Below are 15142 nucleotides of genomic sequence, written 5' to 3'. Positions count from 1 at the left end.
CATTACTGGAAGTTGAAATCATGTCTGACATTCTGAATAAAATCCTGGCCGTCAAAGCCGAAGAAGTCGCTGCTGCAAAAAAATATCGCAGCCTGGCAAGTTTGCGCAGCGAAGTCGAAGCAGACAAGGATGCGCGTGCGGCGATACGCAATTTTGAAGGCACCTTGCGGCAGAAAATTGCTGCCGGCAATGCAGGCATTATTGCCGAGATCAAAAAGGCATCGCCATCCAAAGGCATCATCCGCCCGGATTTTCAGCCTGAGCAGATCGCCGCCAGCTATGCACAACATGGTGCAGCCTGTCTGTCGGTGCTGACCGATGTGCAATTCTTCCAGGGCTCGCCGGATTATCTGAAACAGGCGCGTGCCGCTTGCGGCTTGCCGGTCCTGCGCAAGGATTTCATGATCGATCCCTACCAGATCTACGAAGCGCGCTCCTGGGGTGCCGATTGCATCCTGCTGATCGTCGCCGGCCTGGATCACGGCTTGATGGCCGAGCTGGAAGCCTGCGCACACGAGCTAGGCATGCATGTGCTGGTGGAAGTTCACAACGGCGAAGAATTGAACGCCGCCCTGCGCTTGAAATCTGCTTTGCTGGGCGTGAATAACCGCAACCTGCGCACCTTTGAAACGTCCCTGCAAACCACGCTGGATTTATTGCCACGCATTCCGCCGGAAAAACTGGTGATTACCGAATCCGCCATCGTCACCTCGGACGATGTGAAGAAAATGCGCGACGCGGACGTACATGCCTTCCTGATCGGCGAGACTTTCATGCGCGCACCCGATCCGGGTCTGGAATTAAGCCATCTGTTTGCCTGAATACAATCGCCAAAACAAAACGCCGTTAGTGCTGCACTAACGGCGTTTTTTATTGCGCGATGCAATCAATCGATCGGGCCGATCGCTAAGATTGCTTCAGCCATGTCTGGCGCAAGCGTACTGCAGCCACCGGCTTGTCTTCGGCTGCAAGGCTCACAGCAGGCGCATCGGGAGCAGCAACAGTCGCGGTAAACATCAGCAACTCATCCCGTCGAAAAGCGTGAATACCGATTTTATCCCCTATGCGATAGCGGCCCAAGAGCACATCCAGATTATTCGCATTCACACGCAAGCCATCGATTGCCACCAGCACATCGCCGGCCGACAAACCGGCACGGTGCGCTGCGCCGGTTTCATAAATCGCCGCGATTTTGCAATCATTGCCGTCGCGCGCGGTACGCATGCCCAAACCCGGCTTGCCATTTTTACGGTCGTCATTCAGTGCGATACCGAATGGCGTCAGCAATTTTGCCAGCGGAATGTCTTCGGTGCCGCGCACCCAGCGATCCAGTACGCGCTGCAATTTCAAACCGGTAACGCTATCGAACAGCGCATCAAGGTCGGCTTCGTTCACGCCGCGCCCTTCCTTGCCGTCCTGATAGAAATCGCGGCCGTATTGCTGCCACAGGGCCTGCATCACATCGTCCAGCGATTTTTTTCCCTTGGTTTCAGCACGTATCGTCAAATCCAGCGCCAGCGCTACCAGTGATCCCTTGGTGTAATAGCTGACGATGGCATTGCTCGCATTTTCATCCTGCCGGTAATACTTGAGCCACGCATCGAAACTGGATTCCGCCACACTTTGCTTGCGCCGGCCACTGCCGCGCAAAACACTGTTGATGGTTTTGCCAACCAGCTTCAGATACGCCGATGCATCGATCACGCCGCTACGCAGCAGCATCAGATCGTCGTAGTAACTGGTGAAGCCTTCAAATAACCACAGCAGTGGCGTGTAATTTTCGATCGCCAGATCATAGGGCACGAAAGCGGCCGGCTTGATGCGCTTGACGTTCCATGTATGGAAGTATTCATGGCTGCACAAACCGAGAAAGGTGCGATAGCCGTCGCTCATTTCCGGCTGCCCCTTGACCGGCAGATCGGCGCGCGAACAGATCAGTGCAGTCGAGGCGCGATGTTCGAGTCCACCGTAACCATCACCAACCACCATCGTCATGAAAACGTAGCGATCTACCGGTGCACGTTTATTCTTGGGTTCAAAGAATGCAATTTGCGCTTCACATATTTTTGTCAGGTCCGCCGTCAGGCGCGGCAAATCGAGATTCGGCACGCGACCGGTAAACACGACATCATGCTGCACGCCATGCGCCTTGAATGTCGCCAAAGCGAAGGTTCCAAGCTCCACCGGATGATCGATCAACTCATCATAGTTCGACGCGATATACGTGCCGAAACCGTAACGCCTGGCTTTCAACTGCCGCATGGCAGTGGCAACACGCCATTTGTCGTAGTCACTGCCTTGCGGCTTCTGGATGTCGACGATATGAACACTGTCTTCACGATCTTCGACGCGCAGAAAAACGCTGCTGCCATTGAAAAAACCATGCGTTTGATCCAGATGCGCGGTGCGCACCGACAAATCCCACGCATACACTTCGTAATGCACAGTCAACACGCCCTCGCATTCATCCGCAATCCAGGTGTGTTTGTCGAGTTTGCTCAGGCCGATTTTTTTGCCGTCAGATTCAGCACTGATTTGCACAATGTTTCTGGCAAATTCGCGAATCATGTAACTGCCCGGAATCCATGCCGGCAAAGAGAAGCATTGTCCAATCGGATCTGGCTGATTGACAGTCACGGTGACCGCATACAGATGCGCCGCGAGATCCTTGGGAACGATGGTGTAGTGAATTGCGTTTTTCATTTGGTGCCGTTGGGAAGTGCGATGGCGCTAGTTTAACGGCATCCGGACGCGGACGCAGAAATGCATCGGAATACGATCGGTATCTGCAAATAAAAACGGCCACGCTTGCGTGACCGTTTTTCAAGGATACGTATATATTTATTTGAGAGAAAGCAGTTTTGCTTCCAGCGCTTTCGCATCGATTGCGCCCGGAACGCGCGAACCGTCGGTAAAAATGATGGTCGGCGTGCCGGTTACTTTCATGCTGCGTCCCAGCGCCAGCACTTTTTCATGCGGCGTAACGCAGTTGTCTGCTGCCGCTGCAGGCGCCTTGCCGTTCAGCATCCAGTCGTCCCAGGCTTTGTTGCGGTTCGCGGAACACCAGACATTGCGCGATTTTGTAATCGAGTCCGGCGACAGGATGTTGTACATGAAGGTATAGACAGTAATGTCGTTGATTCCTTCCAGCGTCTTGCGGAACTGTTTGCAATAACCGCAATTCGGATCTTCAAACACGGCGATCACACGTTTGCCATTACCCTTGACCTGTTTCATCGCGGCTTCCAGCGGCAAGTCGCTGAATGCAACCTTGTTGAGTTCATCCAGCCGCGCCTTGGTGTAATCCTGATACGTTTTGGTATCGACCACACGGCCGACGAATAAATACTGCGCTTTCGCGTCGGTATAAATGATGTCGCCATTTACCTGCACTTCAAACAAACCCGAATACGGCGTTTTGGTTACCGATACCACTTTGGCATCATCGCCCAAACGCGGTTCAATCGCTTTTCTTACTGCCGCTTCCTGTGCAGTTTCTGCAAATGCAGTAGCAAAACTCAAACCCAGCACTACTGCGATTGCAGCCTTGAATATGTTCATATTACTTTCCATTTAAATTTTTCAGCAGAGGTTGTCGCGCGGACATCAAAAAACCTTGTCGAGATCAGCAGATTAAGGCTTGCCCAGAGCATGACCAATCAGGCGCCTTTTTAGGACAGGCAAACGGTTCACCAAGTTCAACCCGAGATTGCGCGCAATCCGCAACGGCTCGAACTCCGTACCGAACAAACGCGCCAAACCATCGGTTGCCAATTGCATCAGCAGTATATCTTCCTTGCGTGAACGTGCGTACCGCGACAACACGCGCGCATCGCCGCAATCGCGGTCCGCTCCGCGCTCGCTCACCGTCTTGATCAAACCGGCAACATCGGCAAAGCCCAGATTCATTCCGTGGCCGGCGAGCGGATGCACGACATGTGCGGCATCGCCTATCAGGGCCACGCGCCGTGCAGTAATTGCATGAGGACGGATCAGCGCAAGAGGGAAAGACTTTACTATTTCCGGTTGCAGGGGCGACAGGCTGCCGAGTTGTTCGGCCGCCAATATGCTCAGGCGTGCAGCCAGTTGCGTCAACGATTCCTGCAGCAGGATATCGGCCAGCGCATCGGGCGCAGACCACACCAGCGAAACCTGATTGCCGGGCAAGGGCAGCAGCGCAATGATGCCCTCAGCCGGAGAGAACCATTGATGCGCCACACCGTGATGCGGCTTTTCGCATGAAAAATTACTGACAATGGCACGCTGGCCGTAAGGCCGATAATCAAAATCGATCTCGCATTGGGTACGTACCCATGATTGACCGCCATCGGCGCCGACCAGCAATTCAGCGCTGAGCGTATCGCCATTATCCAGTTGCACGCTGGCGGCGGTTTCATTTGTCTGCAGGCTGAGTGCCCGGCCATTGACCATGCGTACATTCGATGCGAACTTCAATGCCGCATCAAGCGCCTGATTCAAATTGCGATCTTCGACTATCCAGGCCAGCGCACCCACACGCGCACCGTAAGCATCGAAGGCCAGCATGCTGGCGGCATCGCCCTTGACCACCATGGCATCAACCGCTGTCACGCGGGATGCGTCCAGCGCCTCCCACACTTTCACGCCAGACAATAAATCATGCGCGACATGATTCACCGCATAGACGCGCGCATCCCAGGCTTCAGCGGCCGCAGCAGAAATCGCCACGGGCGCACCGACGCGCGACGGGCTCAGCAGCGATACTTTCAAACCCGCTTGCGCAAATCCCAGCGCAGCCACTTTGCCGATGGCGCCATCGCCAATAATGCAAATGTCGCTTTGTATATGCATAAAGCCTATCCGTGAAAAAAGGAAAAACTGTTCGAGTGACGTCATTATAGCGGCAGCTTATCGATAAATTTTGCATGAAGGCCTTGCATATTCCGATAGGTTTGCTATACTTGCGCGCCTTGGCCTGGTAGCTCAGTCGGTAGAGCAGAGGATTGAAAATCCTTGTGTCGGTGGTTCGATTCCGCCCCGGGCCACCAAAGAAATCAAGCACTTAGCCCACCCTTACCGGTGGGCTTTTTGCTTTCTACCATTCCCCCCAAAAAAGTTAGACCACGCAGCATTTGCGCTTGGCATCCAGTCTGGAAATTTATTTTTGCCCGCACCAATTGCAATCCGGCACCCGCCTCCCAAAACCCTGATTCGGCTCAAATCGGCAAGCAGAAAAATTAATCAACAAGATATCTTTTTGACTTAGTATGGCCGAAGTGGGTCGCAGGCTCGCTGCCCACATCGTGCCGATACGACACGCATTGTTTGCTATTTTCGGAGGGTGTGATGGGATTACTCGATCAATTAGCAGGACAGGTAATGGGTTCGCTGGGCGCGCAAAAACAGGATTCAGTCGCACAAGGCGATTTAATGGGTGGTGTAATGGCTCTGATTAATGGCGCCGGCGGTCTTCCAGCGCTATTGCAGCAATTGCAGGGGAGCGGCTTGGGGGACCAAGTCGCGTCGTGGATAGGCACGGGTGAAAATCAGGCTGTCTCGGGCGATCAGATCAAGAATGCCTTGGGCGAAGACAACATCCAGCAAATTGCACAGCAGGCAGGTGTGGAACCTGAGCATGCGTCAGCCGGTCTTGCCCAGCTTTTGCCGCAAATTATTGACAAGCTTACGCCGAACGGGCAAGTTCCTCAAGGCGATCTGTTGGAACAAGGATTAAGCATGCTGAAAGGCAAATTCCTTGCCTAGCTGGATTGCGATAGAAGCTTGTCCGCTTCTATCAACAAGGTTGGAACAACACGTGTCAACCAAATGGCGTCTCTGGTTGTTGTAGTTAAGGCAGCACGGTAGTAGTCATCTCAATACTTTAAAAAAGTGTTTTCCGATTACCCATACTTGAGAGGTTCCAATGAATAAGCTTCTAGCGTTTCTCGTTTCCACAACGTTTGCCGCATGTGCGTTTGCCGCAGATCCTGCTGCTGCCCCCGCACCGGCAAAATCAGCGCAGCAAACCAAGATGACAACCTGCAATAAGGAAGCGACAGGTAAAAAAGGCGATGAACGCAAAGCGTTCATGAAAGAATGTCTCAGCGGCGATCCAAAAGTAAGCCCGGCACAACAGGCGCAACGCGACAAGATGAAAGCCTGTAACGCAGATGCCAGCGCAATGAAGGGTGAAGAACGCAAGAAATTCATGAAAACCTGCCTATCCAAAAAATAGACAAGCTGACGGTTCACACTGAACCTGAAATAGAAAATGGCAAGACACTTTATGTGCCTTGCCATTTTTTTATGCCCTGAAATGAATACGCGAAAGTACCCACTCTCCCGCATCAAGGCTTAACCACTTATCCGGCGCCCTGCATTCACAATAAAGTCCAGCCAAACAGCATTTGCAACAGACTCATGCCTCCCAGAATAACAAGCGGGACGCCGATAGAAAACGCCAGCAGGGCCAGAATATCAAATTCAGCCTCCCTTAATTCAGCCTTGGAGTGTGCGATATGTGGGAGATGCCAGGAATCAAATAGATGTATTTTCATGATTGCCTCCGGTCAGTTCCAGCTTTCTCGGTTGTTGCTATTTCAATATAGAAAATTGCGCAAAACAATCAATGTCTTTTCAATCCGCATCGCAACAGACAAAACCTTGAATTCACAGTTCTACTCAAGATCATTCAGACACAGGAAATGAAGCCCACACTCTGCATTTCGTTGAACTACTCAATTTATGAGAGTAAATTTAATCGGCGTACCAAGTAGGTGAAACACCGACATGATGCAAAAAAACAATAAATCATAGACATTCAGTCCCGTAATTTGTGAAATATTGTCACATCGGAACACTTACAGTCCCAGTGCCGGAATACTTTGTTAAATTAGGGTGTCGTAATACAACTTGCTTTCAAGCACCAAAAATATGCGAATTGCTGTACTCGATGATGACCGTAGCCAGACAGATTTAGTCTGTCAGGTACTTAGTGCCGCCGGGCACTTCTGCCACCCTTTCCAAAGTGGCAAGGAACTGTTGAATCAGTTGCGGCGTGAGAGTTTCGATATGCTGATTATCGATTGGCAGGTGCCTGATCTGAGCGGCGCCGATGTCTTGCGCTGGGCGCGCGAAAAACTATCGCCCAACCTGCCCGTTCTGTTCATGACCAGCCGCTCGGGTGAGGATGATATTGTGGCGGGGCTGGCAGCCGGTGCCGACGATTACATGATCAAGCCCATACGCCGCGGCGAATTGCTGGCACGCGTACAGGCATTGTTGCGACGCGCCTATCCAAGCCAGAATCCGATCGAGCAGATCCAGTTTGGCAACTTCATATTTGAAGCGCGTACCGGACGTTTGACGATGTCGGGCACACCCATTGAAGTGACGCAAAAAGAGTTCGATCTTGCCTTGCTGTTTTTCCGCAATCTCGGCCGCCCGTTGTCACGCGCCTACATTCTGGAAGCAGTATGGGCGCGCGATGTGGAAATTCCGTCGCGCACGATGGATACGCATGTATCCAGAGTTCGGAGCAAGTTACAATTGCGTCCAGAACATGGTTTTCGGCTAGCTCCAGTATATAGCTACGGTTATCGGCTGGAGCAGATGACAGGTTAGCAAGGCGCACCAAGGGTTGCGCGGAGAGAAGACATGCGCATTTCCCTTCACAAATTGATTTTGATTGCAGTCCTGACACTGAGCGGCCTGCCTATCGCCGGTTCACTTGCATCCGCACAAACGCCGGGCAATATTGCCGTTCAGTCGTCCGGCATCACCTACTATGCGCAGGCCGGCGACACGCTGATGACGATCGCGCAAAGGCTGACAACCAGGAATGCCAACTGGGTTACGCTAGGCAAAGTCAATCAGATCAATAAAGACAGCAATATTCCGATTGGCACTGCCATCTTCATTCCGGCCGAGCTGCTGGCCGATGAAGCAAGCGAAGCAACTGTGATCGCCCGTAACGGCGCAATCACCGCCACGTCCGCAAGTGGCGATCCGATTTCGCTGGATATCGGCAGCAAAATCACCGAAGGCATGAAAATCAACACCGGCCTCAACAGCTTTCTGACGCTGTCGCTGGCTGATGAATCACGCATTTCCCTGCCATCCAACAGCAGCGTGCTGGTGGCAAAATTACGCAAATCCCTGTACACCGGCAGTCCGCGCACCGAACTCAAACTCTTGCGCGGGCGCATCGTCTCGCGTGTGTCGCCACTGAATATCAATAAAGGGCTCTTTGAAGTGCATACGCCGCTGTCGGTAGCAGGCGTACGCGGCACGCGTTTCCGCGTCAGCCTGAACAACCAGAAAGTCACGACCGAAGTGCTGGACGGGCAAGTTGCCGTCGGCTCGCTACGCACACCGGAAGCGCTGGCGCTGCCTGCCGCCAAAGGCAATCTGATCACCCGTGAAACCATCGGGCCGGCCATCGATTTGCTGCCGCCACCGCAATTCTCCAGCACACCTTACAGACAGGGAGGTGCGGCAAAATTCGTCATCGCGCCGCTCGCCGACGCACGTGCTTATCACGTGCAAATTGCGCAGGATGCCGACATGCTGCACATGCTCGCAGAAGGCAGCAGTAACGGCAGCGAGGTCGTGATCAACAATATTCAGGAAGGCGAATATTTCATACGCGTTGCCGCCATAGACAAATCCGGCCTGGAAGGCATACCGCGCACCGTTGCCGTCAACATCCGCAATCGTAATGAAGCAGCACCGGTCCAGGCAGCACCGTCAGTCATCAATGGCGGCCCCAAGGAACTGGTACTGCGTTGGCCCGGATCTGCCGACCAAAAATACAATGTACAGGTTGCACGCGATTCCGAATTCAGCTGGCTGTTGTTTACCAATAGCGTCGCCGGCAATGAAATCCGCCTGCCCCGTCCATCGTTCGGTACTTACTTTGCCCGCGTGCAAAGCATCAACGCAGATGGCAGCACCAATCCCTTTTCTTTCGTGCAGACATTGATCGTGACGGATCAGTGGATCATCAACGATGGGCATCCGCTCCATCCGAAAGAAGTCTCACGCAGCGCTACCCGATAAACAGCTCAAGCACTTGATGAAAAACCGCTGGCTCTCCCCGTTTGGGCGACGTCTTGCACTACGCGAATGGCTGGTGCTATCCATCATCCTGCTGACGATCACCGGTATTCTCGGCTGGCAAAACGGCCTCGGGCGACTGGATCAGGCGCGCTACGATCTGTTTTTATCCACTAAAAACGCAGCGGCAAACGAAGACATCATCATCGTCGCCATCGACGATTACAGCCTGTCCGAACTCGGCCGCTGGCCTTCCTGGTCACGCACAACACACGCAAAACTGATTCAGCGACTGAATCAGGCCAAGCCGCGCGCCATCGGCTTCGATGTCATCATGTCCGAAGCCGAGCCACATCAGCCAGGCGCCATTTCCTCCGGCGACCAGCAACTGGCTGCGGCATTGCAGCAAAGCGGCCGTACTGTTTTGCCGGTCACGATGACCAATGCCGGCCGTGGTCTGACTGTGAGCCTGCCGACACCTGAGCTGGCGCGCGCAGCGCATGCACTCGGCCACATCAATCTGGCGCATGACAGCGATGGTGTCGTACGCAGCGTCTTTTTGTACGAAGGGCAGCATGGCGTATGGTGGCCGCAGTTTTCCGCTGCATTACTCGCGACAGGCAACCCGACACAAGCCGCCCGCACACCGGTTCCGTACAAGGAAACGCCAACACCTGCCGGCATCGACAATTGGCAGCGCGCCGATCAAATGCACATTCCGTTTACCGGCAGCACCGGCCATGTGCGGTCAGTACCTTATGTGTCGGTCTTGCGTGGCGAAGTTCCGGATGAATTCTTCACCGACAAATACGTGCTGGTGGGCGCCACTGCACTGGGCATGTCGGATTCTTATCCAACGCCTGTTTCAGGAGCTACGGGAGCGATGCCTGGCGTTGAAATTCACGCCCAGATACTGAGTAGCCTGCTGAACGGCGAGCGCATACGTCTCGCAAACGCATGGGAATCCATGCTGTTTACCCTGGTGCCGGTGTTCATGGCCATGCTGGGCTATCTACTGCTATCGCCGCGCCGCGCCCTGTTTGCCGCACTCGCATGGCTGTTGATCATCGTTGCAAGCAGCTATATCGGCTTGTGTTACATGGGCATATGGCTGCCGCCATCAATCGCTCTCATCGCCGTCACCATCTCGTATCCGCTATGGAGCTGGCGCCGGCTGGAAGTCGCCATCGCCTATCTGGGGCAGGAATTCGACCGCCTCAACAAGGAACCGCATTTGCTGCCGGAGCAGCAGCCTGCGGTGCACGGCAAGGAAATGACCGATGTCCTGGAACAGCGCATTTCAGCCATGGAAAATGCAGCGCGGCGCGTACGCGATCTGCGCCAGTTCGTTTCCAACAATCTGGACAATCTGCCCGATGCAACGCTGGTCACGACCATCGATGGCCGCATCCTGCTCGCCAACAAGCATGCAAACAACTATTACTGGAGCATGGGCTACGACGAAGTGTGCGGTCTGTCCGTCATCGAGCTGCTGCAGCAACTGAAGACGCCGCAACCGGTCGATCAAGCTGCCAATCTGTCTTTCGACTGGCCGCAACTGCTTGATCTCGAACGCGCTGCAGCGCTAAGCAACGGCATCTCCGTACGGGATCACAAAGGGCGCGACCTGCTGGTCAAAAGTGCTCCCTGCTATTCGGCCGATAACCTGCTGACTGGCTGGATCATCAGCATTCTGGATATTTCGACGATACGCGCCGCCGAGCGCAGCCGTGACGAAACCTTGCGCTTCCTGTCGCACGATATGCGCGCACCGCAAGCCTCCATTCTGGCCTTGCTGGAATTGCAGCAGGAACGTTCCTCAGCCTTGCCACAGCAGGAACTCTTTGCACGCATCGAAAAAGCCTGCCGCAAGACACTCGGACTGGCGGACAATTTTGTGCAACTGGCACGCGCGGAATCGCAGGAATACCGACTGGAAGAAGTCGACTTTCAGGATATGCTGTTCGATGCTGCAGATGAAATGTGGTCGGTGGCAAAAAGCCGGAACATCGATCTTCAGGTCGACATTGCAGAAGACGAATATCCGGTCAATGTGGATCGCGTATTGATAACCCGTGCGTTAACCAATCTGATTTCCAATGCCATCAATTACAGCCCGGATCACACCAACATTCAGTGCTCGGCCCGGGCGCTGAAGCTGGGCGATCAGACCTATGTCGTGTGCAATATTCGCGATCATGGTTACGGCATTGCCGAAGCCAACCAGAGCAAGCTGTTCCAGCGCTTCCAGCGCGTTGATTTACCCAACCAGCCGCGCCATGATGGCGTCGGACTGGGGCTGGTATTTGTGAAGACCGTCATCGAACGTCATCAGGGCGAGATCAGTTTTAGCAGTACGACGGGCAAGGGCACGACCTTTACGCTGACCCTGCCGCTCGACATCGTCGATTCAATGCCGTAATGCTGTCGTACGGCAATGCCCTTGTGCCATAGTGCAACAGGCTATAATACGCAGAGCCCACTACGGATATTCGTGCCACAAATGCAACTGCTCGCCGTCGGCCTCAACCACACTACCGCGCCGGTCTCCCTGCGCGAAAAGGTAGCCTTTCCCGCTGACCAGCTCGGTCAGGCGGTGGCGTCCGCACGTGCGTGGTACGGCCGCAGCGACAGCAAGGCGTATTCCGACGAAGCCGCGATACTCTCGACCTGCAATCGCACCGAACTGTACGCCGCCAGCCACCAGCCGGGCGGCGTCAACGAAGCGATCGATCTCACCGCACATTTCCTCGCTGATTATCACAAGCTGCCATATGCGGAATTGCGCCCCTATCTGTACGCACTGCCGCAAGACAATGCAGTCCGCCATGCATTCCGCGTCGCCTCCGGCCTCGATTCGATGGTGCTGGGAGAGCCGCAAATTCTGGGACAGATGAAAGATGCGGTACGACAGGCTGAAGCGGCAGGCGGACTCGGCACCTACCTGCATCAAATGTTCCAGCGCACGTTTGCCGTCGCCAAGGAAGTACGCAGCAATACGGAAATCGGTGCGCACAGCGTGTCGATGGCCGCCGCTTCCGTACGTTTGTCGCAACGCATCTTCGATACGATCGCGGAACAAAACGTACTGTTCATCGGCGCCGGTGAAATGATCGAGTTATGCGCGACGCACTTCGCAGCACAAAATCCGAAATCGCTGACCATCGCCAACCGCACACTGGAGCGCGGCGAAATGCTGGCGCATCGCTTCAACGGTCGCTCCATACGCCTGGCCGATTTGCCGGACCAGCTGGCCAGCTACGACATCGTCATTTCATCCACTGCTTCATCGCTGCCCATCATCGGACTCGGCATGGTCGAGCGCGCCATCAAGGCGCGCCGCCACAAACCGATGTTCATGGTCGATCTGGCCGTACCGCGCGATATCGAAGCCGAAATCGGCCGGCTGGATGACGTCTTCCTGTACACCGTCGACGACCTCGGCAGTTTCGTGCAGAGCGGCGTGGAAAACCGCCAGGCAGCAGTCGCACAGGCCGAGGCAATCATCGAAACGCGCGTGCAATCGTTCATGCACTGGATCGACGCGCGCGCCGTGGTGCCGGTCATCCAGGACTTGCACGAATCCAGCGAATCGATGCGCATGATAGAACTGGAACGTGCGCGCAAACTGCTGGCCAAAGGCGAAGACATAGACGCCGTACTGGAAGCCTTGTCGAAAGGCTTGACCGCAAAATTCCTGCATGGCCCGCAACAGGCCCTGAACAATGCACAGGGTGACGAACGCGCACGCCTCGCTGCCCTGCTGCCGCAACTATTCCGCACCAAACGCTAGCGACGCTGCTTCGCTGCTCTGCACGCTGTTGCAGACTCATTTCAACATCATTGTTTGCCGCCTGTTTTACACCGCACGCGCACACTGCCCGAACTACCCTCGCATACCAGACTGAAAAATCATGATGAAACCTTCCATGCTCGCCAAGCTCGATCAATTGACCGAACGGCTGGCCGAACTGAATGTGCTGCTGATGCAGGAAGACGCCACGTCCAATATGGACAACTATCGCAAGATGACGCGCGAGCATGCCGAACTCGGCCCGCTGGTCGCGCTGTACGGCAATTACACGCAGGCCGACAACGACATCAAGGATGCGCAGGACATGTTGTCCGATCCGGACATGAAGGAATTTGCACAGGAAGAAATGGCTGCTGCCAAGGCACGCATGGAACAGCTTGAAATCGATCTGCAAAAAATGCTGCTGCCGAAAGATCCGAACGACGAACGGAATATTTTCCTGGAAATCCGCGCCGGCACCGGCGGCGATGAGTCGGCCTTGTTTGCCGGCGATCTGCTGCGCATGTACACGCGCTTTGCCGAACGCAATCGCTGGCAGATAGAAATGGTGTCGGAATCCGCATCGGAAGTCGGCGGCTACAAGGAAGTCATCGTGCGCGTCGTCGGCAACGGCGCGTATTCAAAACTGAAATTCGAATCCGGCGGCCACCGCGTGCAGCGCGTACCGGCAACGGAAACGCAAGGCCGTATCCACACATCAGCCTGCACCGTGGCCGTGATGCCGGAAGCGGACGAAGTGGAAGACGTCAACATCAACCCGGCCGATTTGCGCATCGATACCTATCGCGCCTCCGGTGCCGGCGGCCAGCACATCAACAAGACCGATTCGGCCGTGCGCATCACGCACATCCCGACCGGCATCGTGGTCGAATGCCAGGACGATCGCAGCCAGCACAAGAACAAGGCATCGGCATTGAAGGTGCTGGCAGCACGCATCAAGGATGTGCAATTGCGCGAACAGCAATCGAAGGAAGCCGCGACGCGCAAATCGCTGATCGGCTCGGGCGATCGCAGCGAACGCATACGCACGTATAATTTCCCGCAAGGCCGCATGACCGATCACCGCATCAACCTGACTTTGTACAAGCTCGACTTCATCATGGATGGCGATCTGACCGAGCTGACCAATGCGCTGGCGGCGGAACACCAGGCCGATTTGCTGGCAGCACTGGGCGACGCCGCCTGATGCAACTATTTCCATGACTTCCACTCATACCGTGCATTGTTTTCCAGGATAGTACGATGAAAAATTCCAGACCCGTTTTGTTCGCAGTCGCCTTTGTGTCCTTGCTGCTGCTGGCAGTCGCACTCTATCTTCAGCATGTGGAAAACATGCTGCCTTGCCCGCTATGCGTGATCCAGCGTTATGCCTTCGCCGCTATCGCATTGATTTGCCTGCTCACCGCCTTCCGCACCGAAGCCACCGCCAGAATCGGCGCGGCACTCGCTGCGCTGACCTCACTGGCAGGCGCCGGCGTCGCCGGCTGGCATATCTACATCAAGGCCCATCCGACCGTCTCCTGTGGCATCGATCCGCTGGAAACTTCGCTGAATACGATTCCGACTGCGAAACTGTTGCCCTTCCTGTTCCAGGCTGACGGTTTGTGCTCGACTGCGTATGCGCCCATCATGGGTTTGTCGATACCGCAATGGGCGCTGGTCTGGTTTGTCGTCATCGCACTCTTCCTGCTGCATACGGCGTTCCGGAAAAAGTCTTGATGCGATTCCTTGCACAGTCATTACACCTATGACGCCCATCCTTGCCGGCGACACGATTGCAGCCATCATGCGACGCGCGCCGGTAGAACAACTCGAAGCGCGCATGCTGATCGGCTACGTCACGCAGTTATCGCGCGTGCAGCTGATTACCAACGCCGAACGCGTGCTGAATGCCGCCGAAGCGCAGCAATTTGCAACGCTGTTTGCGCGCCGCATGGCCGGCGAACCGATAGCCTATCTGCTCGGCGAACGCGAATTCTACGGCTTGTCGTTTCACGTCAACCCGGCCGTACTGATTCCGCGGCCGGATACCGAACTGCTGGTCGAGCTGGCCCTGCAACGCTTGCCGCCACAGGGCCGCGTGCTGGATATGGGCACCGGCTCGGGTGCCATCGCGATTGCCATTGCGCATACGCGACCTGATGCGATTGTCACCGCGCTCGATGTCAGCGAAGCAGCACTGGCAGTGGCATCCGCCAATGCGAGCCGGCACAATGCCAGCGTGGAGTGTTTGCGCAGCGACTGGTTCTCGGCATTGGGCGAGCGGCAATTCGATCTGATCGTATCCAATCC

The 15142-nt window shown here is 55.1% G+C and carries 14 protein-coding genes and 1 tRNA gene; 11 read left to right on the top strand and 4 right to left on the bottom strand.

The features are described from left to right. Positions 1 to 20: 20 nt before the first annotated feature. Entirely contained in the window at positions 21 to 821 is an 801-nt protein-coding gene (gene trpC / locus ABWP27_RS08855) for an indole-3-glycerol phosphate synthase TrpC (protein WP_353155760.1), read from the top strand. An 85-nt stretch (positions 822 to 906) separates the two neighbouring features. Here the strand turns inward: trpC and ABWP27_RS08850 are convergent, their stop codons facing one another. From ABWP27_RS08850 to ABWP27_RS08840, 3 genes are all read right to left on the bottom strand, one after another. Further along, positions 907 to 2703, bottom strand: coding sequence for a M61 family metallopeptidase (locus tag ABWP27_RS08850; protein WP_353155754.1), 1797 nt, complete (start codon positions 2701 to 2703; stop codon positions 907 to 909). Between the two features lie 138 nt (positions 2704 to 2841). Further along, a complete protein-coding gene (locus ABWP27_RS08845) occupies positions 2842 to 3561 on the bottom strand; it encodes a DsbC family protein (protein WP_353155752.1) in 720 nt (239 codons plus the stop codon). A 72-nt stretch (positions 3562 to 3633) separates the two neighbouring features. Beyond that, the gene (locus ABWP27_RS08840) at positions 3634 to 4830 is read right to left on the bottom strand and encodes an FAD-dependent monooxygenase (RefSeq protein ID WP_353155751.1); all 1197 of its coding nucleotides are present in this window, start codon (positions 4828 to 4830) and stop codon (positions 3634 to 3636) included. A 121-nt stretch (positions 4831 to 4951) separates the two neighbouring features. On the opposite strand from ABWP27_RS08840, the gene ABWP27_RS08835 reads away from it, so the two are divergent. From ABWP27_RS08835 to ABWP27_RS08825, 3 genes are all read left to right on the top strand, one after another. Continuing rightward, positions 4952 to 5027: transfer RNA gene (locus ABWP27_RS08835), tRNA-Phe, on the top strand. 298 nt (positions 5028 to 5325) lie between these two features. Further along, positions 5326 to 5742, top strand: a complete 417-nt coding sequence (locus ABWP27_RS08830) for a YidB family protein (protein WP_353155749.1) — start codon at positions 5326 to 5328, stop codon at positions 5740 to 5742. A 160-nt stretch (positions 5743 to 5902) separates the two neighbouring features. Beyond that, positions 5903 to 6214, top strand: coding sequence for a PsiF family protein (locus ABWP27_RS08825; RefSeq protein WP_353155748.1), 312 nt, complete (start codon positions 5903 to 5905; stop codon positions 6212 to 6214). Between the two features lie 145 nt (positions 6215 to 6359). On the opposite strand, the gene ABWP27_RS08820 is transcribed toward ABWP27_RS08825, so the two are convergent. Further along, positions 6360 to 6536, bottom strand: coding sequence for a hypothetical protein (locus ABWP27_RS08820; protein WP_353155746.1), 177 nt, complete (start codon positions 6534 to 6536; stop codon positions 6360 to 6362). Positions 6537 to 6912: 376 nt separating this feature from the next. Here ABWP27_RS08820 and ABWP27_RS08815 point away from each other — a divergent pair, with 376 nt between their 5' ends. The 7 genes from ABWP27_RS08815 to prmC form a co-directional block, all read left to right on the top strand. Continuing rightward, positions 6913 to 7602 (top strand): response regulator transcription factor, encoded by a 690-nt coding sequence (locus ABWP27_RS08815; protein WP_353155744.1) that lies wholly within the window; start codon positions 6913 to 6915, stop codon positions 7600 to 7602. A 33-nt stretch (positions 7603 to 7635) separates the two neighbouring features. After that, positions 7636 to 9039 carry a FecR domain-containing protein gene (locus ABWP27_RS08810; protein WP_353155742.1) on the top strand — a complete coding sequence of 468 codons (1404 nt, stop codon included), beginning with the start codon at positions 7636 to 7638 and terminating at the stop codon, positions 9037 to 9039. A 16-nt stretch (positions 9040 to 9055) separates the two neighbouring features. Further along, positions 9056 to 11458 carry a CHASE2 domain-containing protein gene (locus tag ABWP27_RS08805; RefSeq protein ID WP_353155741.1) on the top strand — a complete coding sequence of 801 codons (2403 nt, stop codon included), beginning with the start codon at positions 9056 to 9058 and terminating at the stop codon, positions 11456 to 11458. An 81-nt stretch (positions 11459 to 11539) separates the two neighbouring features. Continuing rightward, a complete protein-coding gene (gene hemA / locus ABWP27_RS08800) occupies positions 11540 to 12829 on the top strand; it encodes a glutamyl-tRNA reductase (RefSeq protein WP_353155758.1) in 1290 nt (429 codons plus the stop codon). Between the two features lie 124 nt (positions 12830 to 12953). Next, positions 12954 to 14036 (top strand): peptide chain release factor 1, encoded by a 1083-nt coding sequence (gene prfA, locus ABWP27_RS08795; protein WP_353155756.1) that lies wholly within the window; start codon positions 12954 to 12956, stop codon positions 14034 to 14036. 56 nt (positions 14037 to 14092) lie between these two features. Further along, entirely contained in the window at positions 14093 to 14569 is a 477-nt protein-coding gene (locus ABWP27_RS08790; RefSeq protein WP_353155739.1) for a disulfide bond formation protein B, read from the top strand. A 28-nt stretch (positions 14570 to 14597) separates the two neighbouring features. Further along, positions 14598 to 15142: peptide chain release factor N(5)-glutamine methyltransferase (gene prmC, locus ABWP27_RS08785; protein WP_353155737.1), on the top strand; the 545-nt coding region annotated here is incomplete at its 3' end.

Source organism: Herminiimonas fonticola (genome assembly GCF_040395855.1).
In the GTDB taxonomy this organism is placed as follows: domain Bacteria; phylum Pseudomonadota; class Gammaproteobacteria; order Burkholderiales; family Burkholderiaceae_D; genus Oxalicibacterium; species Oxalicibacterium fonticola_A.
This window is presented reverse-complemented; position numbering and strand designations above follow the sequence as displayed.

Bases quoted from the DNA above. Each gene is read 5' to 3' on its own strand.
- ABWP27_RS08850 (WP_353155754.1), bottom strand. From the start codon at position 2,703: ATGAAAAACGCAATTCACTACACCATCGTTCCCAAGGATCTCGCGGCG.
- ABWP27_RS08830 (WP_353155749.1), top strand. From the start codon at position 5,326: ATGGGATTACTCGATCAATTAGCAGGACAGGTAATGGGTTCGCTGGGC.
- hemA (WP_353155758.1), top strand. From the start codon at position 11,540: ATGCAACTGCTCGCCGTCGGCCTCAACCACACTACCGCGCCGGTCTCC.
- ABWP27_RS08820 (WP_353155746.1), bottom strand. From the start codon at position 6,536: ATGAAAATACATCTATTTGATTCCTGGCATCTCCCACATATCGCACAC.
- ABWP27_RS08840 (WP_353155751.1), bottom strand. From the start codon at position 4,830: ATGCATATACAAAGCGACATTTGCATTATTGGCGATGGCGCCATCGGC.
- ABWP27_RS08845 (WP_353155752.1), bottom strand. From the start codon at position 3,561: ATGAACATATTCAAGGCTGCAATCGCAGTAGTGCTGGGTTTGAGTTTT.
- prfA (WP_353155756.1), top strand. From the start codon at position 12,954: ATGAAACCTTCCATGCTCGCCAAGCTCGATCAATTGACCGAACGGCTG.
- ABWP27_RS08815 (WP_353155744.1), top strand. From the start codon at position 6,913: ATGCGAATTGCTGTACTCGATGATGACCGTAGCCAGACAGATTTAGTC.
- ABWP27_RS08805 (WP_353155741.1), top strand. From the start codon at position 9,056: ATGAAAAACCGCTGGCTCTCCCCGTTTGGGCGACGTCTTGCACTACGC.
- ABWP27_RS08825 (WP_353155748.1), top strand. From the start codon at position 5,903: ATGAATAAGCTTCTAGCGTTTCTCGTTTCCACAACGTTTGCCGCATGT.
- ABWP27_RS08810 (WP_353155742.1), top strand. From the start codon at position 7,636: ATGCGCATTTCCCTTCACAAATTGATTTTGATTGCAGTCCTGACACTG.
- trpC (WP_353155760.1), top strand. From the start codon at position 21: ATGTCTGACATTCTGAATAAAATCCTGGCCGTCAAAGCCGAAGAAGTC.
- ABWP27_RS08790 (WP_353155739.1), top strand. From the start codon at position 14,093: ATGAAAAATTCCAGACCCGTTTTGTTCGCAGTCGCCTTTGTGTCCTTG.